General features: G+C 66.9%; 20 protein-coding genes and 1 pseudogene. 10 read left to right on the forward strand and 11 right to left on the reverse strand.

All coding sequences use genetic code 11. From position 1 onward, the window contains the following. The 8 genes and pseudogenes from AC1DHX_RS13115 to AC1DHX_RS13150 form a co-directional block, all read right to left on the reverse strand. A pseudogene (locus AC1DHX_RS13115) lies at positions 1–533 on the reverse strand (hypothetical protein); the annotation flags it as partial. Positions 534–979: 446 nt separating this feature from the next. After that, positions 980–1,321 carry a hypothetical protein gene (locus AC1DHX_RS13120; RefSeq protein WP_476860505.1) on the reverse strand — a complete coding sequence of 114 codons (342 nt, stop codon included), beginning with the start codon at positions 1,319–1,321 and terminating at the stop codon, positions 980–982. A gap of 32 nt (positions 1,322–1,353) precedes the next feature. Beyond that, the gene (locus tag AC1DHX_RS13125; RefSeq protein WP_476860504.1) at positions 1,354–1,521 is read right to left on the reverse strand and encodes a hypothetical protein; all 168 of its coding nucleotides are present in this window, start codon (positions 1,519–1,521) and stop codon (positions 1,354–1,356) included. Then, the gene (locus AC1DHX_RS13130; RefSeq protein WP_476860503.1) at positions 1,518–2,306 is read right to left on the reverse strand and encodes a hypothetical protein; all 789 of its coding nucleotides are present in this window, start codon (positions 2,304–2,306) and stop codon (positions 1,518–1,520) included. The genes AC1DHX_RS13125 and AC1DHX_RS13130 overlap by 4 nt, the downstream gene beginning before the upstream one ends. A 12-nt stretch (positions 2,307–2,318) precedes the next feature. Beyond that, positions 2,319–2,582 carry a hypothetical protein gene (locus AC1DHX_RS13135; protein WP_476860502.1) on the reverse strand — a complete coding sequence of 88 codons (264 nt, stop codon included), beginning with the start codon at positions 2,580–2,582 and terminating at the stop codon, positions 2,319–2,321. 208 nt (positions 2,583–2,790) lie between these two features. Next, positions 2,791–3,789, reverse strand: a complete 999-nt coding sequence (locus tag AC1DHX_RS13140) for a hypothetical protein (RefSeq protein WP_476860501.1) — start codon at positions 3,787–3,789, stop codon at positions 2,791–2,793. Beyond that, positions 3,786–4,949, reverse strand: a complete 1,164-nt coding sequence (locus AC1DHX_RS13145) for a sensor histidine kinase (protein WP_476860500.1) — start codon at positions 4,947–4,949, stop codon at positions 3,786–3,788. The genes AC1DHX_RS13140 and AC1DHX_RS13145 overlap by 4 nt, the downstream gene beginning before the upstream one ends. Before the next feature lie 35 nt (positions 4,950–4,984). Continuing rightward, positions 4,985–5,557: a response regulator transcription factor gene (locus tag AC1DHX_RS13150; RefSeq protein ID WP_476860499.1), complete on the reverse strand. Its 573-nt coding sequence runs from the start codon at positions 5,555–5,557 to the stop codon at positions 4,985–4,987. A 334-nt stretch (positions 5,558–5,891) separates the two neighbouring features. Between AC1DHX_RS13150 and AC1DHX_RS13155 the strand changes: the two genes are divergently transcribed. Together AC1DHX_RS13155 and AC1DHX_RS13160 are read left to right on the forward strand one after the other, a co-directional pair. Next, positions 5,892–6,266, forward strand: coding sequence for a hypothetical protein (locus AC1DHX_RS13155; protein WP_476860498.1), 375 nt, complete (start codon positions 5,892–5,894; stop codon positions 6,264–6,266). Positions 6,267–6,761: 495 nt separating this feature from the next. Further along, positions 6,762–7,820: a hypothetical protein gene (locus tag AC1DHX_RS13160; protein WP_476860497.1), complete on the forward strand. Its 1,059-nt coding sequence runs from the start codon at positions 6,762–6,764 to the stop codon at positions 7,818–7,820. A 1,203-nt stretch (positions 7,821–9,023) separates the two neighbouring features. On the opposite strand, the gene AC1DHX_RS13165 is transcribed toward AC1DHX_RS13160, so the two are convergent. After that, complete coding sequence (locus tag AC1DHX_RS13165; protein WP_476860496.1) at positions 9,024–11,054, reverse strand: ABC transporter ATP-binding protein; 2,031 nt, start codon at positions 11,052–11,054, stop codon at positions 9,024–9,026. Further along, the gene (locus AC1DHX_RS13170) at positions 11,051–12,793 is read right to left on the reverse strand and encodes an ABC transporter ATP-binding protein (RefSeq protein WP_476860495.1); all 1,743 of its coding nucleotides are present in this window, start codon (positions 12,791–12,793) and stop codon (positions 11,051–11,053) included. Before AC1DHX_RS13170 ends, AC1DHX_RS13165 begins: the two co-directional genes overlap by 4 nt. Before the next feature lie 213 nt (positions 12,794–13,006). On the opposite strand from AC1DHX_RS13170, the gene AC1DHX_RS13175 reads away from it, so the two are divergent. Next, positions 13,007–13,369: a VOC family protein gene (locus tag AC1DHX_RS13175; RefSeq protein ID WP_476860494.1), complete on the forward strand. Its 363-nt coding sequence runs from the start codon at positions 13,007–13,009 to the stop codon at positions 13,367–13,369. 88 nt (positions 13,370–13,457) lie between these two features. Continuing rightward, the gene (locus AC1DHX_RS13180) at positions 13,458–14,081 is read left to right on the forward strand and encodes a dihydrofolate reductase family protein (protein ID WP_476860493.1); all 624 of its coding nucleotides are present in this window, start codon (positions 13,458–13,460) and stop codon (positions 14,079–14,081) included. A 33-nt stretch (positions 14,082–14,114) separates the two neighbouring features. On the opposite strand, the gene AC1DHX_RS13185 is transcribed toward AC1DHX_RS13180, so the two are convergent. Further along, a complete protein-coding gene (locus AC1DHX_RS13185; protein WP_476860492.1) occupies positions 14,115–15,035 on the reverse strand; it encodes a 2-hydroxyacid dehydrogenase in 921 nt (306 codons plus the stop codon). A 136-nt stretch (positions 15,036–15,171) separates the two neighbouring features. On the opposite strand from AC1DHX_RS13185, the gene AC1DHX_RS13190 reads away from it, so the two are divergent. The 6 genes from AC1DHX_RS13190 (at position 15,172) to AC1DHX_RS13215 (ending at position 22,738) form a co-directional block, all read left to right on the forward strand. Next, positions 15,172–16,101 (forward strand): serine hydrolase, encoded by a 930-nt coding sequence (locus tag AC1DHX_RS13190; RefSeq protein WP_476860491.1) that lies wholly within the window; start codon positions 15,172–15,174, stop codon positions 16,099–16,101. Positions 16,102–16,582: 481 nt separating this feature from the next. Next, complete coding sequence (locus AC1DHX_RS13195; protein WP_223913445.1) at positions 16,583–17,248, forward strand: response regulator transcription factor; 666 nt, start codon at positions 16,583–16,585, stop codon at positions 17,246–17,248. Between the two features lie 44 nt (positions 17,249–17,292). Continuing rightward, positions 17,293–18,825: a sensor histidine kinase gene (locus AC1DHX_RS13200; protein ID WP_476860490.1), complete on the forward strand. Its 1,533-nt coding sequence runs from the start codon at positions 17,293–17,295 to the stop codon at positions 18,823–18,825. Positions 18,826–19,126: 301 nt separating this feature from the next. Then, entirely contained in the window at positions 19,127–20,359 is a 1,233-nt protein-coding gene (locus tag AC1DHX_RS13205; protein WP_476860489.1) for a glycosyltransferase family protein, read from the forward strand. Beyond that, positions 20,346–21,566, forward strand: a complete 1,221-nt coding sequence (locus tag AC1DHX_RS13210; RefSeq protein ID WP_476860488.1) for a glycosyltransferase — start codon at positions 20,346–20,348, stop codon at positions 21,564–21,566. The genes AC1DHX_RS13205 and AC1DHX_RS13210 overlap by 14 nt, the downstream gene beginning before the upstream one ends. Continuing rightward, positions 21,563–22,738 (forward strand): glycosyltransferase, encoded by a 1,176-nt coding sequence (locus tag AC1DHX_RS13215; protein ID WP_476858194.1) that lies wholly within the window; start codon positions 21,563–21,565, stop codon positions 22,736–22,738. The genes AC1DHX_RS13210 and AC1DHX_RS13215 overlap by 4 nt, the downstream gene beginning before the upstream one ends. Positions 22,739–22,882 lie beyond the last annotated feature (144 nt).

Here is a 22,882-nt window from a genome sequence, read left to right on the forward strand (position 1 = left end):
TACGTGGACTTCACGCCGGCGAGRATCGCGACACCGCCGGCCCTCCACTGGTAGGCCAGGGTCACCGGGGCCGGGCCCCAGGTCCCCGGGACCGCGGTCAGGGTCGAACCGACCTTCGCCGTTCCCGTGACCGTSGGCACCGGAGCCGGAGACAACACCGGCACGACCGCGGCGGTGGCCGCGGAAGTCTTGGCCGTGGAAGCGTAGCCGGTCTTGGTKCCGGTCACCGTCACGGTCAGGGTCTTGCCCGCGTCGGCGGCGACCGGAACGTACGTGGACTTCACGCCGGCGAGGATCGCGACACCGCCGGCCCTCCACTGGTAGGCCAGGGTCACCGGGGCCGGGCCCCAGGTCCCCGGGACCGCGGTCAGGGTCGAACCGACCTTCGCCGTTCCCGTGACCGTCGGCACCGGCACCGGAGAAAGCGACGTAGCCGCCGTCGCCGATCCACTGGGGAACTGTAGATACCCGCCGATCAGCATCATGACGGCCAACACGCCAGCGATGGATCTGAAGACACTGTAATTACGCACGCATAGTCCAGTCACTAAATGTGGCTAGACAGCCACCTCCGGGTGGTAGCCGTTTGGCTGCCACCGCCCCCATGAGAGTGGGCCAAGAATATAGCGGCATCATGAGCCCCGTCCACGATGTGACCTGCGGTTTTTCTGGAGTGTCACAGACCGAGATGGAAAATTCAGAGCCGTCCATGATTCCCAAGTAATGGGGCTTTCCGGTCAGCGACGCTGGGGTCCCGTGCCCGCGTGGCCCGGACGGGCAATTCACGACCGCCTGCCCCGGCAGAGTCTGCCGCGCAGCGAAGGCATTTCTCCGATTCAGGGCTGCCTCTTCAAATCTGATCGACAATGTGGTCTTTGGTATGGCTGCCGGTGTTGAACTGGGCTGCATGCGGCGCCTGCCATTCAGGCAAGTCCCCTTCATGCTCGCCGATGCGAGTGGACGAGCGCGGGTCACATGGTCACCAACTCTTGGCTGACCAGTTGACGGCACTCTCGATTGGACTGCCCCCGTTCTTTTTCGGGGTCTCCTTGTCCTGGATGCCGTTCATGCCGCAGTACGAGTTGATGGCTGTGACGACACCAAGGGAGTTCCCGAGTGCCATCGGTTCGAGGTCGTGTGCTTCCAGAAGTGCCTTCTCCGTTGCAGACCGTTCGCTGCGGGATTTCGCGGCGTACTGATCGCAGGTGGTGGCGCCGGCGTTGGAGCAGCCTGTCAGGGAGGTCGTGGCTGCCAGAGTTAGCAGGGCTGCCAGAGCCGGAAGGCGCGTTGGCCGGCGCAGTCTGGTGGTCGTGTGATTCATGGAGATCCTCAGGTTATGAGCGGACGCGGTGGCTATTTTGAGGGCAGCTTTTGTGCGACGAACGCGCAGATTCCGCCGACGATGAGGATGCCGATGAACAAAGGTGCTTCGCGGGGGTAGTAGCCAATGACGGACATCTTGATCACGCCGATGCCGACCAGGATGCCGCCGATGACGGTGAGGATTACTTTGAGGTTCACGGGAACGACCTTTCAGGTGGGGACGAACTAGCTACTTCTGGGATTGTTCTGCGGGGCGGCATGACCGGATCTGTGACCGGTAGCGCGGGAGGCGCATACTTGGCGCCAGCCCCTGCGGGCCAGCTGCCCGGGAATTCATAGGCGGCCATGATCCCTTTCTCGGGCGGGGGCAGCGGTCCGGCGGCCACGAGGGCGTTGAGGGCCTCCGCTTCCTGACCGTCCATCGGACTGGTGTCTGCCCTGCGGTAGGCAACCGTGCGTTCCATGAGGGCGTGGGCGAGAGCCGCCGTGTCGGTGCTTCTGTCGAGGATCAGCTGCACGTACATCGCGTTACCCTCGGAGTTGAAGGCCAGCCGCAGAGTTTCGGAGGTGAGGATTCCCTGCTTGGGCTGGAAGAGGATCTGGTCGATCCACGGGTAGCGCAGGTGCCCGGCCAAAGCCTTGCGCCTGCTTCTGCTGGCGGCGAGCAGCTTGCTGCCGGCGTTCAGGAGCAATGCGGCGCCGCCTCCGACCCAGCCGCCGCCTTTGTCGTAGTTGGTGCAGACCATCGCGAAGCGTGCGTTGGTGACGTAGCAGTCGATGCGAACTTCGTCTACCGCGGACACTTTGACGTACTGGCCCCGGCCCGGATCATAGATGTGGACCTCGGCGGCGGAGGCATGGATGGGGCCGATGACGTCCCCGTCCAGGTCCTCCCAGATCAGGCGGAGGTCCCGGTTCAGGCTGGGATAGGCGAAGGACCCAGGCTCCCCGGGTTCGGTGATCGTCAGTGGGTTGTACGTCACGGTGTGCTCCGATCAGTTCTTGATGAACGTGTTGGGCCTGACTCGCGCATCTTCAACCGCGGCCCCGCCGCCGGAGAGCATCCGCGGCAGCACTGCGACGAAGAAAACCACGTCGGCAATGATGCCGGGCACCGCCAGGAATCCTGAGACGGCCAGGGTGGTGAGCCAGAATCCACGGTTACGATCGGCCGTCAGCCAGGCGGCAGTGGGCCGGGTGAACGCGAAGATGAACACTGCGGCGTTCACGATGTAACAAAGCACTGCGACGGTGTTCATGGACTTCCTCCAGCCTTGGAAGGACTGAACGTTTTGCCAGTCCCTTGGGGTCGGGCATGGCGCCTGGCCCGGCCGTGATCCCTGGTGGATGTTAGGCACATCGGAGGAGGCTGCTGAAGCGATAAAACACCTTTTGGGATGAACTGTCCCCGGAAGGGCGTACACCCCGAATTTCCGTTACGACTCGCCGTCGTTGAGCCGCGGCACGTTAGGGTTCGGGCGACCGGTCCGTGAACTCCACGAACGTCGTGTGGTCCGGGTCCTCCGGCGTGGATGCGAAAATGGTCACGGCGAACTCCCCTCCCTGAGGTCTCGCACGGGCGGTGACCGTTCCGCTGCGGGCCTGGTTGAGGACGCTGACAACACGTTCGGACACGGCGGCAAGCATGCGGGGGGCCAGTTCCTGGCGCCGGTCATCCAAAAGTTGGACGGTGACTCCGCGTTCGCGGGCTTTGCGGGCTGCGTCCACGACCTCGGCCGTCGCCAGGACCCGGCCGCGGATTTCATCACGGAACTGGGCCTCTGCGAGCTGGAGTTCCTGCCGCTCGGTGTCCGTGATTGCGTGGCTGGGGTCGGCGATTCTGGCCAGGGCCGGGCCCGCGATCTGCCGGACGTGGTCCAGCCACTGGGTCCGTGCGACATGTAGGGCCTGTTCGGCGGCGTACCAATCGGCGGCGGCCTGGGCATCAGCCTTGTACTGGCCGACCTTGCGGTCGTTGCCGCGCAGTAGATGTCCGATGCCAGTGCTGACCGCCACCCAGCCGATGGTGGCGATGTTCAGCATCAACCCTCCGACCACACCCATCGTGGCCCCTGAGGCCCAGAGCATGGTCTGTGCCATCGTGATGAGCACCCCGATCCAGGACACCAGGACCCTGCCCCGGATGTTTACGATCACGAGCAGAGTGTATATGGCCGCCAGATTCCATGAGGCGTATCCCGGCCATATGTCCAGAGGCAGCACACTGTTGACCAGGATGTTCACTGATATGACGGCAAGCAGGGCGGCGATCGCAGCGGGCATCGGGAGTTTTCCCGTGCGGGGTATGAGGACCAAGACGATGGCGGCAACATAGATCAACATGCCCTGATAGACCGGCCACGGACTAGAGACCAGGTCCAGGGCGAGCAGGCCCAACGTGATGTGGACGGCGACGAATACGGCACACAGGAGCGTCATGATTTTGGTCGAGATAGCGCGGATCATGCTGCCGCGCCTTGCCATGCCAGCCGCACATCGGTCCCGGCCCGAGGCGCGGAGTGGATAGCGGCCGATCCTCCGGCGGCTTCCATCCGGCCGACAATGGAGACACGTATGCCCAAGCGCCGGTCCGAGACTAGTGCCGGGTCAAATCCGGTGCCGTTGTCTTTGATGGAGACGTTCACGCGGGTGGTCTCTCCGGCTCGGTGGCCGGTCAGCCGGACCTCGCAGCGGCTGGCTCCGGAATGTCGGGTTGAGTTCTGGACCGCTTCGGTGGTCGCTTCAAAAACTGCTCGCACGACGTGGGCAGGCAAGACGAGGTGTTCGGGCGACTCGCAGGTCACGGTCACTGTGGGATGCTCGATGCCCCCGTCAACGGTGAACCGGATACGGGCCGCGATTTCGGTGAGGGCGGCTGGGGCTGCTTCGGAGGTGTCTGTCCCCTGCTGCTCGAGACGACCCAAGGCGCTGCCGGCCAGACGGGCACTGGCGCTGCGCTCTTCCGGGGAGCCGGCGTGGGCGGCGGTGAGCAGGGCTGTCATGACGCTGTCATGCAGGAGCCCGTCCAGGCGGAGACGCTCGTGGCTTAGCGCCGTCGCGGCGGCCGCCTCCCTGTACTGGTGAATCGCCAGATCCGCTGCGCCATCCGCCAGGGCGGCCGCGCGCCGGAGAATGCCGATCGTGACGCAGATGATCAGGCCGAGGACCGTGGCGAACAGGGCGTCTTCAAGAGCGACCTGCAGGGGCGCCGAACCGCCCTGGGGTGTGGTGCGGACACCGATGAAGACGGCGCCAATCACCAGGGCGTACAGGCACCCGGCGCGGGCTCCGGAACCGAAGGCCCACCAGGCGGCGCCGACGTTGATCATGGCCCACAGCCACGGCGTCCCGAGGCTCTCAGGAACAGTAGCGGGTACAGCCAACGGCCACAACGCCAGGCCGGCCAGGACGAGAACGGCCAGCGCGTTTGCAATCACAGCCAGCCCGAGTCCCCTGACCGAGGCAGCGACAAACGCCGCAACCAGGGCCAGGAACAACCACAAGAACAGCACATTCCACCAGTCCGCCGCGGACGGAGCCTGACTGATGACTGATCCGCTGGCCTGCAGCAGCAGGAGAAGGGCAAACGCTGCGATGCCGCGGCCCATCAGCCGGTGCGTGTCCAATGCCGAGACGCCCCTCTGCCTCTGCCTGAACATAGTCAGCGCTTCCGCAGCGGCAGCAACGGGGGCAGGATACCGTCCTCGACTGCCCGGCGGTAGAGGTCGATCTTGGTGTTCGCCGGGCGCCCTGCCGCCTCATACTTCTCCCGGATCCGGTCGACGTTCTTCTTGACAGTGCTTTCGGCTATACCCATCCGGAACGCCACCTGGTACTGCCCCAGGCCTGCCGCATAGAGCGCGATGCATTCGCGTTCGCGATCCGACAGGTTCGCCTCCACAAACTCGCCGTCCACCTCGATTGCCGCGGCGAGCTCCTGGCTGTCGATCGTCTCGCCGACGGCGATGCGCCGGAGCTTCGCGAACGTCGCGGAGATGGGTTCGGATTTCAGCGACACGCCCATGGCCCCGTTCGCCAGTGCGTCCTGGATCTGCGGCACGTTATCGCCCAGAGTGAAGACAAGGACTTTGTAGCCCGCGGCCGTAAGCCGCGCAACGTTATCTCCTGGTCGGGAACTGTCAGCTAAGGACAGGTCTAGGGCGACGACGTCGCAGATCCCAGGCCCGGCACCCAGGAAGGCATCGACGGTGGGCGCGGCCCCGATGACCGTCACACGCGGCGTCTTTCCAGGAGGTTCCCGGCCCGCTGACAAGGCGAAGCCAATCCTGACCGCCTCGTGGTCATCAATGATTCCCGCACGCACTGTATCCAACCTGTGGTCCCCCTCTGTGATCGGACAGCTCCGACGAACAACAGTTTGGGGTCAGGCACACGTTCTACCAAGTGTGACGCGCAGCATTCCCGCGGAAAGGCGCGGCCCTCGTCCTGTCCCCAGTTCCGGTGACAACAGCCCGTTCTGCCGCCCTGAGCCCTGTCCGAACCCACGCAAGCCTCGCTAACCTCGGCATCAGGCCGAACGAAGGCCTTAGCCCATTGGGAGGCAACCCATGCGCCAGTTCACCAAAACGTCCCGGTCGCTCTACGCGGCCACGATCCTGGTAGGTCTATCGGCGTCACTAATGGCCTGCGGCAGCGCCCCCGACCTGACGGGGAACTGGTCCGCCGACGACGGAAGCGGCACAAAAGTCATTAATCAGGCCGGCCCCTGCCGGGGAATGTTCTACTCCGGCGGAAAGCCACTGGACATCGGCGGAGGCATGTCCTGCTCATTATCAGAAAAGAAGGACTCCAATGGACGGTACTCACTCGTCGTCTCGCAGCCACCCAACCAGGATTCATACCAAGTCGAGTTCAACGGCAACGATGCCGCCACGGTATATGACAGCTCAGGCACCCGCCTCTACTCCATGAACCGCCTCTAACCGACAACTGATTCGAAGGAGACGTGGATCCAACGGAAATCTATTGGGGGCCGCTGGATCCTCGGCCGCTTCGGCTTCACAGGTAAAACTCCGCCATCAAATATTCAAGAAGGAGCAAAATGGCCGCAACCGACGACAGACAGCGCGGGCTACGGGCTGGGCCTTCGTGTCTAGAACTGGAATCGCACGATCCGCTGACCGAGGACTAGTGAGAATCTGGCCTTCAGCAGCATTACAGAACGGAACAACCATGCCTAAGCGCATCTTCCGCTCCGTTGCGGCCGCGCTAACCATCTTCGCGATGGCGGCCCTGACCTCAGGATGTGGGGGCCATCAGCGACCTCCGCAGGAGCCACAGCGACACCGTCTGCAACGGCCACGCCAACCGTCTACCCCATCCCAAAGGTTTGCCCCCCAGCGAAGGAACTCGGTCAGGCATGGGTCGGCAAACCGGACTGGTTCAGCACGATCGACGCCAAGCTGCTCGACTCGGAAATGAATACCCCGCTACCCAAGAGCGGGTGCGCCTACCTCTACAGCCAGCCAGGAACTTCGAACAGTTCCAGCGAAACCTTCCAGCGTGTCATGGTCTGGTATTTCAACATGAACCGTCCGGGCCAAGCCACTACAGCCGAGATTTCCGCCTGGGCGAAGTCCGCCGAAGGCACGCCGCTCACGGGTATCGACCCTGGAACCGGTAAGACGACCACCGACACTACGGGCCAGAACTTCGATCTTCCGGACACCTTCAGCGGCTGGTCTAGGAGCACTGTTGTACAGGTCAGCGGTGAAGGCAGTTCATTCGCCTGGGACCAGTCCATCCTTCCCGCGTACACCCAAGGCGACCAGGCGAAAATAGATTTCTCCGTGAATGCCGCAAAAGCCCAGGCGATGGGCCGAGCCTGTGGCCCTGATTCCAGCTCCGGCGCCACCAGCAACAGCGACCCGAAGAAGGCGCTGGCTCAGGGTCTTGCCGCCTCGTTCACGACGACCGTGGTCGTCACCGACGACCAGGGTTACACTGCACAACTGAAGGTGCAGGGAAAGCTTGAGCCCTTCACGAGAGACGTCACAGACGCGCCTCCGGGAAAAATGAACGCGGTTTCCAGCTCGACAGTTTCGGGCACAGTCACGAATACGACAAATGGGCGCCAGACCAAAGCGCCTGGTGCCTCCGTCATGGCCGTCTACCCGCTCAACTCGGCTGCCTGCACGGGGTACAACGGCATCTCGGTCCAGAACGCCGACTGGCAGAAGCCTTCCTTCTGTGCGGTCAGCCTCGGTAGCGTCAGCGAGGCCACACTTTCACCCGATGCGTCTCAGCCCCTACCGGAGACCACTGCCCCGCAGAAGCTGGGGACATTTCCAGAGTCCGGGAATGCCATCGCCCAGCTCAATTCGCCGGTCTCCGTCTACCTGTTCTTCGGAAACAAGGGTTCCATTAGCACCGAAACAGCCTGGCACGGTGATAAAGGTTGCTTGGCTCAGCGTGAATATGGGGGCGCGAACTGGAATGTGCCCATGGATGGGTGGCCCGACGTGATCTGCGAGTGAGTCCACTGGTCAACCAGCTACCGCGTCGACATCCAGCGCTGGCTCCGCGACCGAAAGCTTCCTGGCGCGCACCTGGCAGCCCCGGATCATGTCCCCGGCTGCTCCATTACCGCTGCTGCGCACATAGCTGTTATGAGCGCAGACACCACAGCCCGCCTGCGGTGAGATCCGGCCCCGCTGCCGGGCAAGACCCTGGCAGACGGCAAGCCAGCTGAGGCGACATTCGTGGAGTCCTGCCCGGCCATCTTCCGCGACCTGGACGACCACGAAGCAACCCACGGCCTATACGAGCCCGTGCCTTCCCTCAGCGAGGGTGAGAGCCTCGACCTGGCAGGTATCCGCGATGCCAACCTTGGCGCTACCACGGAGCCTTTCTGGAGCGCGACGAGATGACCGGCGGCTCTGTCATCGTCGTGCTCACCAGCAACGGCCACAATTCCGCCACCGGAGCCACGACCGTGGACTGCGACGGGACGCTCCTGGATGGTGCGGCCGCCGACATCGAGCTCGCCGCCGTCTTCCAAGGCCTCGGCAGCGAACCGGACAACGGGGACTTCCACACCCACGCTAATAAGGGTTCGGTAACCTCCTCACCCAGTCGGCAACCGATCCCGACTCACCCCGCCGGGCCGTGCAACTCGCCGAGCAGGAGAACAGGCGATGACCCGGGAACGCCAGCCCCGCGGGGTCCCCCGCCAGCGGCCAATTCGCCGTCACCACCCGCGCAGAGGCGGAAGGCGCCTCCCCGGTCGGCGAGCCGCGGGAGATTATCTCGGAGGAGCTCGTCATTACCGGCCAGGCCGTCGACGGTAACCCCTCGCTTTCGGAGTTGGGTTCGAGTAGTCACGGCGTGAAATTGAACGCTACGGCCTGAGTGTCAGTATGGGGCACACCCAACCTGACGTCCGGCAGGCGGCCGAAAGCTTGTCAGAATAGGGTTTCATTCGGACTTTCTGACACTGGCCAGAGAAGGTCTCAGACTCATCCCTGACGACAGTCGACGGAGCAGCTGAGCGAACGCTGCAGTTCCTGAGGGACGCCGCCCGGCCGGCGGACAGGCTCGCCCTACCCGAAACTCTGTTACTACGGAAGTCTCTGCCTCCGTGCCGGCGACCGATAGCGGATATTACGTAAAGTTGATTCGCGCAGAGACTGACTGCCCGTCGCCGTCTTGAGGCCGACAGAAGACTTGTCGTATTCTCCCTAAACCTCCGCCACCGGGGCCGCGAACTGCGCCGCGTACAGCGCGGCGTAAGCCCCGCCGGCGGCCAGCAGCTGTGCGTGCGTGCCCTGTTCCACGATCTGGCCGGCCTCCATCACCAGGATGAGGTCGGCGTCGCGGATTGTGGACAGCCGGTGGGCAATGACAAACGAGGTCCGGTCCGACCGCAAAGCGCTCATGGCCTTCTGCACCAGGACCTCGGTGCGGGTGTCCACCGAGCTCGTGGCCTCGTCCAGGATCAGCACGGACGGGCGGGCCAGGAACGCCCGGGCGATGGTGAGCAGCTGCTTCTCCCCCGCCGAGACGTTGCCGCCCTCGTCGTCGAGCACGGTGTCGTAGCCCTGCGGCAGGGACCGGACGAACCGGTCCACGTACGTCGCCTTCGCGGCCTCCAGGATCTCGGCCTCCGAGGCGCCCGGCCGGCCGTAGGCGATGTTGTCCCGGATGGTCCCGCCGAACAGCCAGGTGTCCTGCAGCACCATGCCCATCCGCGAGCGCAGCTCATGCCGCGACATGAGGGCAACGTCCACGCCGTCGAGCGTGATCCGCCCGGCGTCGAGCTCGTAGAACCGCATCATCAGGTTCACCAGAGTGGTCTTGCCGGCGCCGGTCGGCCCCACAATGGCGACGGTCTGCCCGGGTTCGGCCACCAGGCTCAAATCGGAGATCAGCGGCTTGTCCGGGGAGTACGCAAAGGACACGTCCTCGAACTCCAGCCGCCCGCGGGTCACCTCGGGCTCCATGGCAACCGAGGGATCGGCCGACTGCTCCTCGGTGTCCAGCAGCTCGAACACCCGCTCGGCCGAGGCCACCCCGGACTGCAGCAGGTTCGCCATGGAGCCCAGCTGGGCCAGCGGCTGGGTGAACTGCCGGGAGTACTGGATGAACGCCTGCACATCTCCCAGCTGCATCGCCCCGGAGGCCACCTGCAGCCCGCCCACCACGGCGATCCCCACGTAGACCAGGTTCCCGATGAACGTCATGGCCGGCATGATCAGGCCGGAAATGAACTGCGCGCCGAAGCTCGCCTGGTACAGCTCAGCGTTCTTCTGCCGGAACCGTTCCTCCACCTCGCGCTGCCGGCCGAAGACCTTCACCAGCGCATGCCCGGTGTAGGTCTCCTCGATCTGCCCGTTCAGCTCCCCGGTGTGCCTCCACTGCGCCACGAACAGCTTCTGCGAGCGCTTGGCGATCACCGCCGTCGTCACCAGGGTCAGCGGAATGGTCACCAGCGCAATCAGCGCCAGCGTGGGCGAGAGGATGATCATCATCACCAGCACCCCGGCCACGGTCAGCACCGAGGTCACGGCCTGGCTGATGGACTGCTGCAGGCTTTGGGAGATGTTGTCGACGTCGTTGGTCACCCGGCTGAGCAGCTCGCCGCGCTGCACGGAGTCGAAGTACCGCAGCGGCAGTCGGTTGATCTTCGCCTCGATCCGCTCGCGCAGCCGGAAGACCGTGCGCTGCACCACGCCGTTGAGGATATAGGCCTGCATCCAGCCGAACACCGAGGCCAGCACGTACAGGACCAGCGCCCACAGCAGCACGGTGGCCAGCGCGGTGAAGTCGATCCCGGTGCCGGGGGTCAGCGTCATGGCGCTGAGCATGTCCGCCTGCTGGTTCTGCCCGGCGGCGCGCATCTGGGCGATCACCTGGGCCTGGGTCTCCCCGGCCGGCAGCTGCTTGGCCACGACGCCGGCGAAGATCAGGTTGGTGCCCTCGCCCAGCAGCCGGGGCCCGATCACCGAGAACGTAACGCCGACGACGGCGAGCAGCAGGACCAGCACCAGCCACAGCCGTTCGGGCCGCAGCTCCCCCAGCAGCCGCCGGGCGGAGGGGCCGAAGTTCATGGCCTTCTCGGCCGGGATGTTCATCCCGGCAAACGGGCCGCCGCGGCCGGGGCCACCCGCCGGGCGGGGAATCCGCAGCGGCGCCTGCGTGGCGGGGGCTGGAGCCCCGGCAGCGGGAGCGGCTGCGGGAGCCGGCGTCGGCGCCTTGTCGGTGCGGCTCATGCTGCCTCCTCCGCTGCGAGCTGGGAGTTCACAATCTCCTGGTACGTTTCCGATGCCTCCAGCAGTTCCTCGTGCGTGCCGTGCGCGACGATCCTGCCGCGTTCGAGCACCAGGATCCGGTCCGCGTCCACAATGCTGGAGACCCGCTGGGCGATGATCACCATGGTGGCCCCGGCGGTGTGCTGCTTGAGCGCCTGCCGCAGCCGGGCGTCCGTGGCGGTGTCCAGCGAGGAGAAGGAGTCGTCAAAGATGTACAGCTCGGGCTGTTTCACCAGTGCCCGGGCGATCGCGAGCCGCTGCCGCTGGCCGCCGGAGACGTTGGTGCCGCCCTGCGAGATCGGTGCATCCAGCCCGCCCTCCAGCTCCTCCACAAAGTCCTGCGCCTGCGCAATCCTCAGGGCCCGCCAGAGCTCGTCCTCGGTGGCGTCCGGTTTGCCGTAGAGCAGGTTGCTGCGCACCGTCCCGGAGAACAGGTAGGGCTTCTGCGGGACCAGGCCGATGTGACCCCACAGCAGGTCCGGGTGGAGCTCGCGGACGTCCACGCCGTCAATCGTCACGGCGCCGGAGGTCGCGTCGAAGAGCCGCGGCATCAGGTTCACCAGGGTGGTCTTGCCGGAGCCGGTGCTGCCGATGATCGCCGTCGTCTGCCCCGCGCGGGCGGTGAAGTTCACGTCCTGGAGCACCGGTTGTTCGGCACCCGGGTAGGCGAACCCGACGTCGCGCATCTCCAGCTCACCACGGGCTGCCCGCCCGGCCGCGCGCGAAACCGGGCGCAGCGGCGGCCGGACGCTGGATTCGGTCCCGAGCACCTCGCCGATCCGATCCCCCGAGACGGCGGCGCGAGGGATCATGATGGCCATGAACGTGGCCATCATGACGGACATCAGGATCTGCATCAGGTAGCTCAGGAACGCGATCATGGTGCCCACCTGCATGGAGCCGTCCTCGATCCGGAACGCGCCGAACCAGATCACGGCCGTGCTGGAGACGTTGAGCACCAGCATCACGGTGGGGAACGCGAGCGCCATGAGCCGGCCGGCGCGCAGCGCGGTATCCGTGACGTCCTCGTTGGCGCGGGCAAAGCGGGCGGTCTCCACGTCCTCCCGGACGAAGGCCCGCACCACGCGGATGCCGGTGAGCTGTTCGCGCAGCACCCGGTTGACGGTGTCGATCCGGGCCTGCATCACCCGGAACAGCGGCACCATCCGGAAAATGATCGAACCCACCGCGGCCAGCAGCACGGGGACGCTGACGGCGATCAGCCAGGACAGCTGCAGGTCCTGCCGGATGGCCATGATCACCCCGCCGATGCAGAGCATGGGCGCCGTGACCATGAGCGTGGCGGACATCAGGACCAGCTGCTGGACTTGCTGGACATCGTTGGTGGAGCGGGTGATGAGGCTGGGCGGGCCGAACCGGGTGACTTCCTGCTCGGAGAACGCGGCCACCCGGCTGAAGATGGCGCCCCGGACGTCCCTGCCCAGCGCCATCGCGGCCTTCGCCCCGAAGTACACGGCCACGACGGTGCAGATGACCTGCAGCAGCGTGACCGCCAGCATCAGGCCGCCGATGCGCAGGATGTACTCGGTGTCGCCCTTCGCCACGCCCTGATCGATGATGTCCGCGTTCAGGGTGGGCAGGTACAGCGAGGCAATGGACGCCGCCAGCTGGAAGACGACGACGGCGAGCAGCAGCCGCCGCTGCGGCCTTAGGTATTCGACGAGCAGTTTCCAGAGCATCCGGTCTCCACTTCACGCGTCACAGACTGTGTCACACAGAACGATGTGAGGGTCAGTTTACGTCCCGAACCCGGGAGCGGGCCGGGTTCCTCTGAGGGCGAATCGGGGGCGGGCCTGCGGCGATGCTCAAATGCGCGGTTTGCTTGCCGACCCGGGCCGCTTGCCGGGCTGGACTGCTTGCCGGGTCTGCGGCCCGGGTGTAGCTTGATGCGGATGCTGCGCATTGGCTCAATCGTCATCCGGGTGGACAACCTCGAACGCCAGATGAGTTTCTGGCAGGCCGCCCTGGGCTACGAGCCGCGGCACGAGCCCGACGGCGACTTCGTGATCCTCCAGCCGCCGGGCGGCGTGGGCACCTGCGTCTCCCTGGACCGCGTCCCCGCGGCCGTCCAGATTCCCCCGCGCCTGCACCTGGACCTCTACACGGACACCCAGGACGCCGAGGTGCAGCGCCTCCTGGGCCTGGGCGCCACCCGAGTCGAATGGAGCAAACGGCCGGCGGACGCCGACTACGTGATCCTGGCCGATCCGGAGGGCAACAGGTTCTGCGTGGTGGACACCGCCGGGAGCCCTTGAAACCTGTTGCTTCGCGAGGGAACGGTGTGCCAGCCTCGAAGTGATCCCGTCTCCGCGGCGACGACGGGCGACGGAGAAGGAGCACGGCATGGGACTCATCCATATCGATCTGTTCACCACTCTCGACGGCGTTGCGCAGGCACCCGGCGGCCCGGACGAGGACCCTGCCGACGGCTTCGCGTTTGGCGGCTGGCAGGCACCCCTCATCGACGAGGTCGTCGGCGGGCAGGTCGTCTCCGGGATGGCGGGGATGGACGCGCTGCTGCTCGGGCGCCGGACCTACGACATTTTCGCCGCGTACTGGCCGCACGCCAACGGTGACATCGCGCGGCTGTTCAACCGCATCCCGAAATATGTGGCCTCGCGCCAGTCGCCGGCACTCGAATGGGCCGACTCCACGCTCCTCGGTCCTGATACCGTCGCCGCCGTGCGCGAACTGCGCGACCGGCACGAGAACATCCACGTCATCGGCAGCCTCGACTTCGTGCAGACCCTGTTTGCCGAGCGGCTCTTCGACCGACTCACGCTCTGGGTGTATCCGATCCTCCTCGGCGGCGGAAAGAAGGTCTTCGCGGACGGGGTAGTTCCGACGAACCTCAGGCTCATCGAGCCGGTCGTCGCCTCACCGAACGGCGCGGTGCAGCAGCGCTACGCGCTCGCCGACGGCACACCTGGCGTCGGTGACATGTCGGCCGTGACCCAGGAGGGCTAAAGCGACACGCCCTGGGCGGTGGCCCGCGACCGATTAGCCGTTCAGCACCACGTTCACCGGCGGCTCGCCCGCCAGCATGATCTCGATCTGCCGCTGCAGCAGCCGGCCCATACGCGGGCGCATGGCCGAGCTCGCGCCGCCCACGTGCGGGCTGATGATGACGCCCGGGGTCCGCCAGAGCGGGTGGTCCTGCGGCAGGGGTTCGGGATCAGTGACGTCCAGCGCGGCGCGGATCCGGCCGGAGGCGGTGTGCCGGACCAGGGCCTCCGTGTCCGCCACCGGGCCGCGGGCCACGTTCACCACCAGGGCGCCGTCCGGCATGGCCGCGAGGAAGGCGTCATCAATCAGGTGCCGGGTGGAGTCGCTGAGCGGAACCCCCACCACCACGATGTCGTGCTCCGGCAGGAGCGTGTGCAGCTCGGCGATGCCATGGATCCGGCCGCGGTCATCGGTCCGTTCGGTGCTGGCCACCCGGGTCACGGTGGTCTCGAACGGCAGCAGCCGGCCTTCGACCGCTTTGCCCACCCCGCCGTAGCCAACGATCAGGACGCGGCGGTCGGCCAGGCTGGCCGTGGGCCGGGCGTCCCACCGTCCTTCCTGCTGGTTCTGGATCAGGCGGGGCAGTTCGCGCTGGCTGGCGAGGATCAGGGCGAGCGCCAGCTCCGCGGTGGAGGTCTCGTGCACGCCGGACGCGTTGGCGAAGACCCGCCCGGCCGGCAGGAACTCCGCCACGCCGTCGTACCCGATCGACTGGCTCTGCACCAGGGCCGTGTCCACCGCTGCCAGGCTCCGCAGGACCTCCGGGCCGCCCATGTACGGCGGGACCACGATGTCGATCCGCGGCAGGGGCGGCTCACCGGCGAGGTCCCACTCCAGGACGGTGACGTCCGGGTGCGGCTGAAGATACTCACGCAGCGCGGCGTCCGGCAGGCTGACAGTAATTTTCCGGGTCATGAATGCCAGCGTAGTGGACCCGCATCTGGGATTTTTGTCCCACTTGGGCCGCGCCCCGCGCGCTCCGTGGACTTCGCCCCCGGCCCGGCCTAACGTCGGAGGCACCACCCAGTCGAGTCCGGAAAGGCCCACGTACATGACGAATCCGGGCCCCCGGCCCGCCGCTCCCACCCACCGCAGGAACGTGGTGCTCGTCTGGGCCGCCGCCGTGCTGGTGCTGGCCGCCGTCGTGGTCCTCGGCGCGATCCGCACCGCACCCGGCAGCGATTCCCACACCCGTGACTTCCTGACCCGCGACTTCCTGACCAGTGACGTCCTGACCGTCGCCCAGCAGCAGGAGCCGGCGGAGACCGCACCGGCAGCCCCGGCGGCCGCCGCCGTCGACCTTTCCGCCGAGATGCAGCGGATCATCGGCGCGCACCCCGACCACCGGATCGGCGTCGCCGTGCTGGACACCCGCGACGGCCAGCTGCAGAGCTACGGCGACGTGGCACCCTACACGGCGGCGAGCACCGCGAAGGTCCTGACGGCCGCCGCCTACTACCACCTCGTGGAAACCGGCGATAAGTCACTCGATGCTCCCCTGGGCGCGTTCAATGCCGCGTTCCAGCTCAARGCCATGATCAACACCAGCAGCGACGACTCATGGCTCCTGCTGATGCGGGACATCGGCTTCCCCAACCTCACCGCCTACGCCGCCACCCTCGGCATCACCTACGATCCCGAACAAAACCTGCTGGCACCGACGGACATGGCACGGCTCCTGGCGCAGCTCACCACGGGCAAGCTGCTCAACGCCGGTCACACCGCGGAGCTGCTCGGCTACATGCAGCACACCAATGACGAGGACCTCATCCCGGCCGCCGTCGCGCCCGGCATCACGGTCCACCACAAGTACGGCGTGGTGCAGGGCTACGTCCACGACGCCGCCCTGCTCAGCGCCGGGGACCGCTCCTACGCGGTGGTCATCTACACGTGGGGCCCGGACGACGCCGACAGTGCGGACCGCCTGGACCTCATCCACGACCTGACTCGCCAGCTCACCGGCGCGCTTTTTGGGCAATAACGGGCCGGCAGGGGCCAGCTCCTGCGAGTGAGCTGTTAACAGGCTGAAAATCAACCGATCAGAGGTGGCGCAGGCTCCATTACGGGGGCAGGATGAAAGAAGCGGGAATAGTCTCAGCCGCAGCTGCCCGATGGAACCCCACGCCGTGGGCCGTCCTCTGGAGGAGCACCAGATGTCCATTCCTTCTGAATCAAGAACGTTCAGTCGCCCCGACGCAGGGGCCTCTCGTCCAGCGCGCGGTCCAGCACGTCCCGCCGCGCCGCCCTGACGGGTCCRCACCAGCTCAACCGCCGGCCCCACACAACGGGGCACGGGTCCGGCCCGCACTCCGGGCTGATCGAGGCTGCTGGGGCCCCGGAATTCCTCCCAGTCACATGTAGGAGACGCCGCAGTATTGGAGCAGGCCTAGGATCCCGCGAAGAGGACCGTGCAGATGCGCGGCTAGGGGGCCTTCCGGAGCCGGGCTGTCCAGGGAGTCACCTTGACCCGCATCCTCATTGCAGAAGACGAAGAACGCATCTCCCGCTTCATCGAAAAGGGCCTGCGCGCGGCTGGCTACGTGCCCACGGTGGTCGCCGACGGCGTCACGGCCGTGGACTACGCCTCCAGCGGCGAATTTGATCTCCTGCTCCTCGACATCGGACTCCCCCGCCTGGACGGGTACGCCGTCCTCGCGGCACTGCGCCGCGGCCAGGTGGGCATCCCGGTCATCTTCCTCACGGCCCGCGGATCATCCAGCGACACCGTCGCAGCGCTGGAGGGCGGCGCCGACGACTACATCGTCAAGCCTTTCCACTTCGAGGAACTCGTGGCCCGCATCAAGGCCCGGATCCGCAAGTCGGACACCGGCGATGTGCTGGCGGGAAGCGTCATGCGCTACGGGCACTTGGAGCTGAACCTGCTCACCCACTCGGTCAGCGTCGACGGCAGGATGGTGGAACTCTCTGCCCGCGAATTCGCGTTGGTGGAAATGTTCCTGCTCCACCCCGGGCAGGTCCTGAGCCGGCAGCAACTGCTCAGCCATGTCTGGGGCTACGACTTCGACGGCACGTCCAACGTGGTGGATGTGTACGTGCGCCAGTTGCGGATGAAACTCGGCGCGGACCGGATCCTCACCACCCGCGGCGCCGGGTACCGCCTCAGCTAGGCATAGCAAGCTGATCCGCGCAGGAAGGGAACAGAGTGGCCACCTTGGATGAACATCCCAGTGAAGACGGCCAGGCCGCGCCGGCGGTTGCCTTCCCTGAGGCGGAAACCCAGGACCCGTCCGGCTGGGGCGCAAAGATCCACTCGGTGCGTTTCCGGGTGGTGGCCGCCATGCTGGGCATGATGCTCGCCGGGGTGGTCACAGCCGGGATGGTCACGTTCGTGGTCCAGTTCCAGGACTCTGATGCCAGGACCGACCAGGCGGTTCTCGACAAGGCGAATGCCGTGGTCAAGGTCGTCCAGACAAAGAAGAAAACGTCCGGTGACTACGCCAACAGGACGTACGTCAGCGCCCTTCACGAGGCCGCGGAGGATATCGAGCCGCGCAGCAACGAGGTCATGGCAGGGATAGTGGATGGGCATGTGGCATGGACCGTTGAAGGCAACGGGGACAGCAACCTCCTGAACAACAGCATGTTGGCCGATGCTGCCCAGCTCAGCAACCCGGCCGGCGCGTCCTTCGGCGAGCTGAACTCGGACGGCCGTCCACTCAGGACAGTGGTGGTGCCCATGAAGGGCGCCCCCGGGACATTCTTCCTGGTCGGCCGGGACGCCGGCGACCAGCGCGAGCACAACGCCAGCTCGGTCCGGACGTATTCGCTGGTGGCCCTCGGCATGCTCCTGGCTGCAGCGGTGATCGGCAGCGTGGTGGCGGGCCGGCTGCTCGATCCGCTCCGCCGTATGCGCGAGACGTCCCGGGCGGTCGGCCCGGAGGACCTCACGCAAAGGGTGACGGTGCGCAAAGGTGAGGACGACGTCACCCTGCTCGCCAAGACCTTCAACACCATGCTGGAAAGACTCGATGAGGGCGCCCAGCAACAGCAGCAGTTCCTGGACGACGCCGGCCATGAACTGCGGACCCCGCTGACCATTCTCCGCGGGCACCTCGAGCTCGTGACGGTCGATGACCCGGACGATGTCATCGCCACCAGGGACGTGCTGCTGGACGAGGTGGACCGGATGCAGCGCCTGGTGGACGACCTCCTGCTGCTCGCCAACTCCGGCGAGATCGGCTTCATCCAGCGTGAACCCGTCCGGGTCCCGGAACTCCTGGATCAGGTCATGGAGAAAGTGCACGTCCTGGCCGACCGGCACTGGCAGATCGATGAAAGAGCCGACTACGTGGTGGAGGCGGACCCGCAGCGCCTCACCCAGGCACTGGTCCAGCTCGCCGCGAACGCCGTCAAGTACACCGGACCGTCCTCCACCATCGCGCTCGGCTCCCGGATTGAGCGCCCGACGGCGAACGACGGCACCTCGCTGCCCCCGCAGGACACCCTCGTGCTCTGGGTGCGCGATGACGGGATCGGCATCGCCGCCGAGGACCAGCAACGGATCTTCGAACGGTTCGGCCGGGCGCACACGGGCCGCGGCGTGGAGGGCTCGGGACTGGGCCTTGCCATTGTCGCGGCCATCGCCCAGGCACACGGGGGCGTGGCCACGGTGGAATCCGAATACGGCCACGGGGCCACCTTCCTGATCCGGATCCCCCTGCAGACCTCCGGCGTCCGCGTCTGACCTGCCCCGCCGTCTGACCTGCCCCCGCCCTCTGGCCCGCACCTCCCCTCTGAACCGCACCCGCTGGTGCCCGTGCCTAAGCGCGGCGCCGCAAAAGCGGGCCCTTGGATGAGGAATCCTTCATCTTCCCCTCATCCCACCCTCACTCTCGGGGCGCACGCTGATGCTTAACATCAGACAGCACCTGCCCGGACACAGTCGCGACCGCGGCCTTGTCCGGGGGCACCGGGGGCGGGGGAGGATTGTTGTGGAGCCACTGCGGATAGTGCTGTACTCACATGATTCAGTGGGCCTGGGACATGTGCGTCGGAATCTGGCACTGGCCCACGCACTGAACAATCAGCTTCCCGGGCTGATCGGCCGCCCCGTCACCGGAATCCTCATCACGGGCACAGCCCTCGCACCGGCGTTCCGGTTGCCCGAGGGGTGGGACTGGGTGCTCCTTCCCGGTGTGGCGAAGGGTTCCGCGGGCTACCTGCCGCGGAACCTGACCCTGCCCATGGGGGAGCTCGTGCCATTGCGGGCCAGGCTGCTGCAGGCAACGCTGGCCGGCTTCTCCCCCCACCTCGTGGTGGTCGACCGGCACGCCACGGGCGTTCATGGCGAACTCGAAACAGCCTTGCGCCATGCCCGCACCGCCGGGCCCGTGCGCGTGGTGCTGGGCCTCCGCGAGGTCCTCGACTCGCCCGCAGCGGCCCTCGCCGAATGGGCCAGGGTGGGCGGTCCCCGCGTGGTGAAGGACCTGTTCGACGCCATCTGGGTCTACGGCGATCCCGCCGTCCACGATCCCGTGGCCGCCGGCGAAATACCGTTCGCCCTCCGAAAGCTCATCCGGTACACGGGCTACCTGGCCGTGGGGCGCCCTCCGGCCTCCGGCACCAGCTGCATGCCCGGGCGGTACTGCATGACGACGGTCGGCGGCGGCTCGGACGGCTATGCCCTGGCCCGCATCGCCGTCGCCACGCCGGTCCCGGACGGGCTGGGACACCTCGTGGTCGCCGGGCCCCAGATGCCCGCCGAGCAGCTTAATGACCTCCGGCAGCGGGCCCGCCCCGGCGTCAAAGTGGTCGCCGCAGTCGATGACATCGTGTTCCACATCCGGCACGCCGGCGCCGTCGTGGCCATGGGCGGCTACAACACGGTGTGCGAAATCATGAGCACCCCTGTCCCGGCCCTGATCGTGCCCCGCACGCAGTCGCGCGCCGAGCAGCGGATCCGGGCCGAGTCCCTCGCCGCGGCCGGGTACCTGGAGCAACACGAGATTGGCACGCTGACGCCAGAGATCCTGGCAGCCTGGCTGGCCGCCCGGTTCGGCACCACCGTGGACCGCCGTCGTGCGGTGCTGGACGGCCTGATCCGGGTTCCGCAGCTGGCCGCCGAGCTGCTGCGGCCGCTGGCCACTACCGAGCTGGCCCAAGCGGATCGGGACGGTGCCGATCAGGTCGCCGCCGAACGGGCCAGTGCCGAACAATTCAGCGCGGACGAAAGCGATGCCGCAGCGAGCGTGAAAGGTGCCAGCCGTGTCGCCGTTTGAACCCGGGACGGCGTACGTCCTGAAGATGTACCCGCGGTTCTCCGAAACGTTCATCGTTTCGGAGATCCTGGCCCGCGAGGCCGCCGGGGACCGGATCGAAATCTTCTCGCTCCGCCCCACCGACGACCCCCGGTTCCACCCCGAGCTCGCCCGGGTCCAGGCACCGGTGACGTACATTGACCGCCCCATCAAGACTGTGGCCCTGTGGGAGAGCCTCCGGATGGCCGACGCGGCCGGGCTCACAGCCGCCGTCGGCCGGAATTTGGGCGAACTCGCCGCCGCCTCGGCAGACGACGCCGTGCAGGCCATCAACCTGGCCACCGCGCTGCAGAACCGCAACATCCGGCACATGCACGTCCACTTCGCCTCGGGATCAACCACCGTGGCCCGGCTGACGTCCCTCATCACCGGCATCCCGTTCTCGTTCACCGCGCACGCGGTGGATATCTTCCATGAATCGGTCCAGGACGAGGACCTGCGGCTCAAGCTCGAGCAGGCCCACCACGCCGTGACCATCAGCCAGTACAACATGCGCTACCTGCGCCGCCGCTTCCCGTCCTCGACCGCCCGGCTCCATCTGGTGCGCAACGGCCTGGAGCTGGAGCGCTTCCCGTACCGGGAGCCCCGGCCGCTCGAAGCCACCCTCCGCATCGCCGCCGTCGGGCGCCTGGTGGAGAAAAAGGGCTTCCAGTATCTGTTGCCCGCGGCCGCCGAACTGCTGGACCAAGGGGTCAAACTGGACCTCCGGATCGCCGGGACCGGGCTCCTGGCCGAGGAACTGGAGGCCGGCATCGGCCAGCTCCGACTCGGCGCCCATGTCCGCCTGCTCGGCCCGCAGACCCAGGACCAGGTCCACGAGCTGCTCCACTCCTCCGATGTCTTCGTGGCGCCCTGCGTGGTCGGCGCCGACGGCAACGCGGACGGCATGCCCACGGTCCTGCTCGAGGCCATGGCCACGGGCGTCCCCTGCGTCAGCACGTCCGTCACCGGGATCCCCGAAGTAGTCCGGAACGGCTCCACCGGGGTCCTGGTCCGGCCGGGCAACCCGCACGCCCTGGCCCGCGGCATCTGCCAGCTCGGCTCCCCGGCCACGGACAGGCTCGCCATGTCCCGCAACGCCCGCGCCCTGATCGAGGAGGACTACGACGTCCAGCGCCAGGCCGAGCTCCTGAGGTCCCTCTCCCGTTCTGAAAGGAGAGTCGCATGACCCGCGTGGCCTATCTCTGCGCCGACCCCGGCGTTCCTGTCTTCGGCACCAAGGGCTCCTCCGTCCATGTCCAGGAAATCGTCCGGGCGTGGCGCGGCACCGGCGCCGCCGTCACCGTCTACTGCACCCTGCTCGGCACCGAGCGGCCCAGCGACCTTGCCGATCTCGACGTCGTCGAAGTCAAGCCGGAATCCGTCCCCGCCTCCGCGCGGGAACGGGCGGTCCAGGACGCCGCGCTGGGCCTGGCGGACGAGGTCCTGCGCAACGGCTGCGGGCTGTTCTACGAGCGCTATTCGCTGTTCAGCCCGGCGCTGTCCGTGGTGGCCCGCATCCTGGACGTGCCGTCCGTGCTGGAGGTCAATGCTCCGCTGATCGAGGAGCAGCAGCGGTACCGCCAGCTGCTCGACGTGAAGAAGGCTGAGACGGTGTTCCGCCGCAACGCCGCGACGGCCGACGTCGTGGCCTGCGTCTCGGATCCCGTGGTCCGCTGGGTGCGGGCGCGGGTGCCGACCGCCAGGACCGTGCTGGCGCCTAACGGAGTGAACGTCGAACGGATCACGGCCCGCCGCCCCGGCCGCCGGAATCCGGACCACCTCACCGTCGGGTTCGTCGGAACCTTGAAGCCCTGGCACGGCGTCCCCGGCCTGCTGCACGGTGTCGCCCTGGCCAACCAGCAGACCGCCGACCCGGGCCTGCGCTGGCAGCTCCATGTGGTGGGTGACGGCCCCGGCCGGCAGGACCTCGAACGCCTCGCCGAATCCCTCGGCGTGCCGACGGTTTTCTCGGGCCCCGTCGCGCCGGCTGCGGTGCCCGGCCTCCTGGCAGAATTCGACGCCGCCGCCGCACCCTATCCCCCGGACGGACCTGGCCAGGACGATTACTTCTCGCCGCTGAAGGTTTTTGAGTACATGGCAGCCGGGTTGCCTGTGATCGCGAGCGCCGTGGGCCAGATCCCGTCCATCATCCAGGACGGCCGCACCGGGATCCTCGTCCCGCCCGGGGACCCCGCCGCGCTCGCGGACGCCCTCCTCCGGCTCGGCCAAGACCCGAATTTGCGGGAGAGGCTGGGGCTCGAGGCCCGCAACGACGCCGTGCAGCGGTTCAGCTGGAGCGGGGTGCTGTCCCGGATCACCGGGGCGCTGCCGCCTGCACGCAGACTGGCCAGGCAATGACCACTACTGCCAGGCATTCGCACCCCCGCAGCTGGCGGACCTTATGGCGACGGACCCGCACCAGCCCACCGGCTGAACTCTCACCGCTGCGGCGGACCTTGCGGTGCGTCCGCCCGCATTTGCGCGGGCACAGGCTGCTCATCA

This window comes from Arthrobacter sp. 05N33_2 (assembly GCF_056397425.1).

Bases quoted from the DNA above. Each gene is read 5' to 3' on its own strand.
- AC1DHX_RS13120 (WP_476860505.1), bottom strand. From the start codon at position 1,321: ATGAATCACACGACCACCAGACTGCGCCGGCCAACGCGCCTTCCGGCT.
- AC1DHX_RS13135 (WP_476860502.1), bottom strand. From the start codon at position 2,582: ATGAACACCGTCGCAGTGCTTTGTTACATCGTGAACGCCGCAGTGTTC.
- AC1DHX_RS13140 (WP_476860501.1), bottom strand. From the start codon at position 3,789: ATGATCCGCGCTATCTCGACCAAAATCATGACGCTCCTGTGTGCCGTA.
- AC1DHX_RS13155 (WP_476860498.1), top strand. From the start codon at position 5,892: ATGCGCCAGTTCACCAAAACGTCCCGGTCGCTCTACGCGGCCACGATC.
- AC1DHX_RS13160 (WP_476860497.1), top strand. From the start codon at position 6,762: ATGAATACCCCGCTACCCAAGAGCGGGTGCGCCTACCTCTACAGCCAG.
- AC1DHX_RS13165 (WP_476860496.1), bottom strand. From the start codon at position 11,054: ATGAGCCGCACCGACAAGGCGCCGACGCCGGCTCCCGCAGCCGCTCCC.
- AC1DHX_RS13170 (WP_476860495.1), bottom strand. From the start codon at position 12,793: ATGCTCTGGAAACTGCTCGTCGAATACCTAAGGCCGCAGCGGCGGCTG.
- AC1DHX_RS13175 (WP_476860494.1), top strand. From the start codon at position 13,007: ATGCTGCGCATTGGCTCAATCGTCATCCGGGTGGACAACCTCGAACGC.
- AC1DHX_RS13180 (WP_476860493.1), top strand. From the start codon at position 13,458: ATGGGACTCATCCATATCGATCTGTTCACCACTCTCGACGGCGTTGCG.
- AC1DHX_RS13185 (WP_476860492.1), bottom strand. From the start codon at position 15,035: ATGACCCGGAAAATTACTGTCAGCCTGCCGGACGCCGCGCTGCGTGAG.
- AC1DHX_RS13215 (WP_476858194.1), top strand. From the start codon at position 21,563: ATGACCCGCGTGGCCTATCTCTGCGCCGACCCCGGCGTTCCTGTCTTC.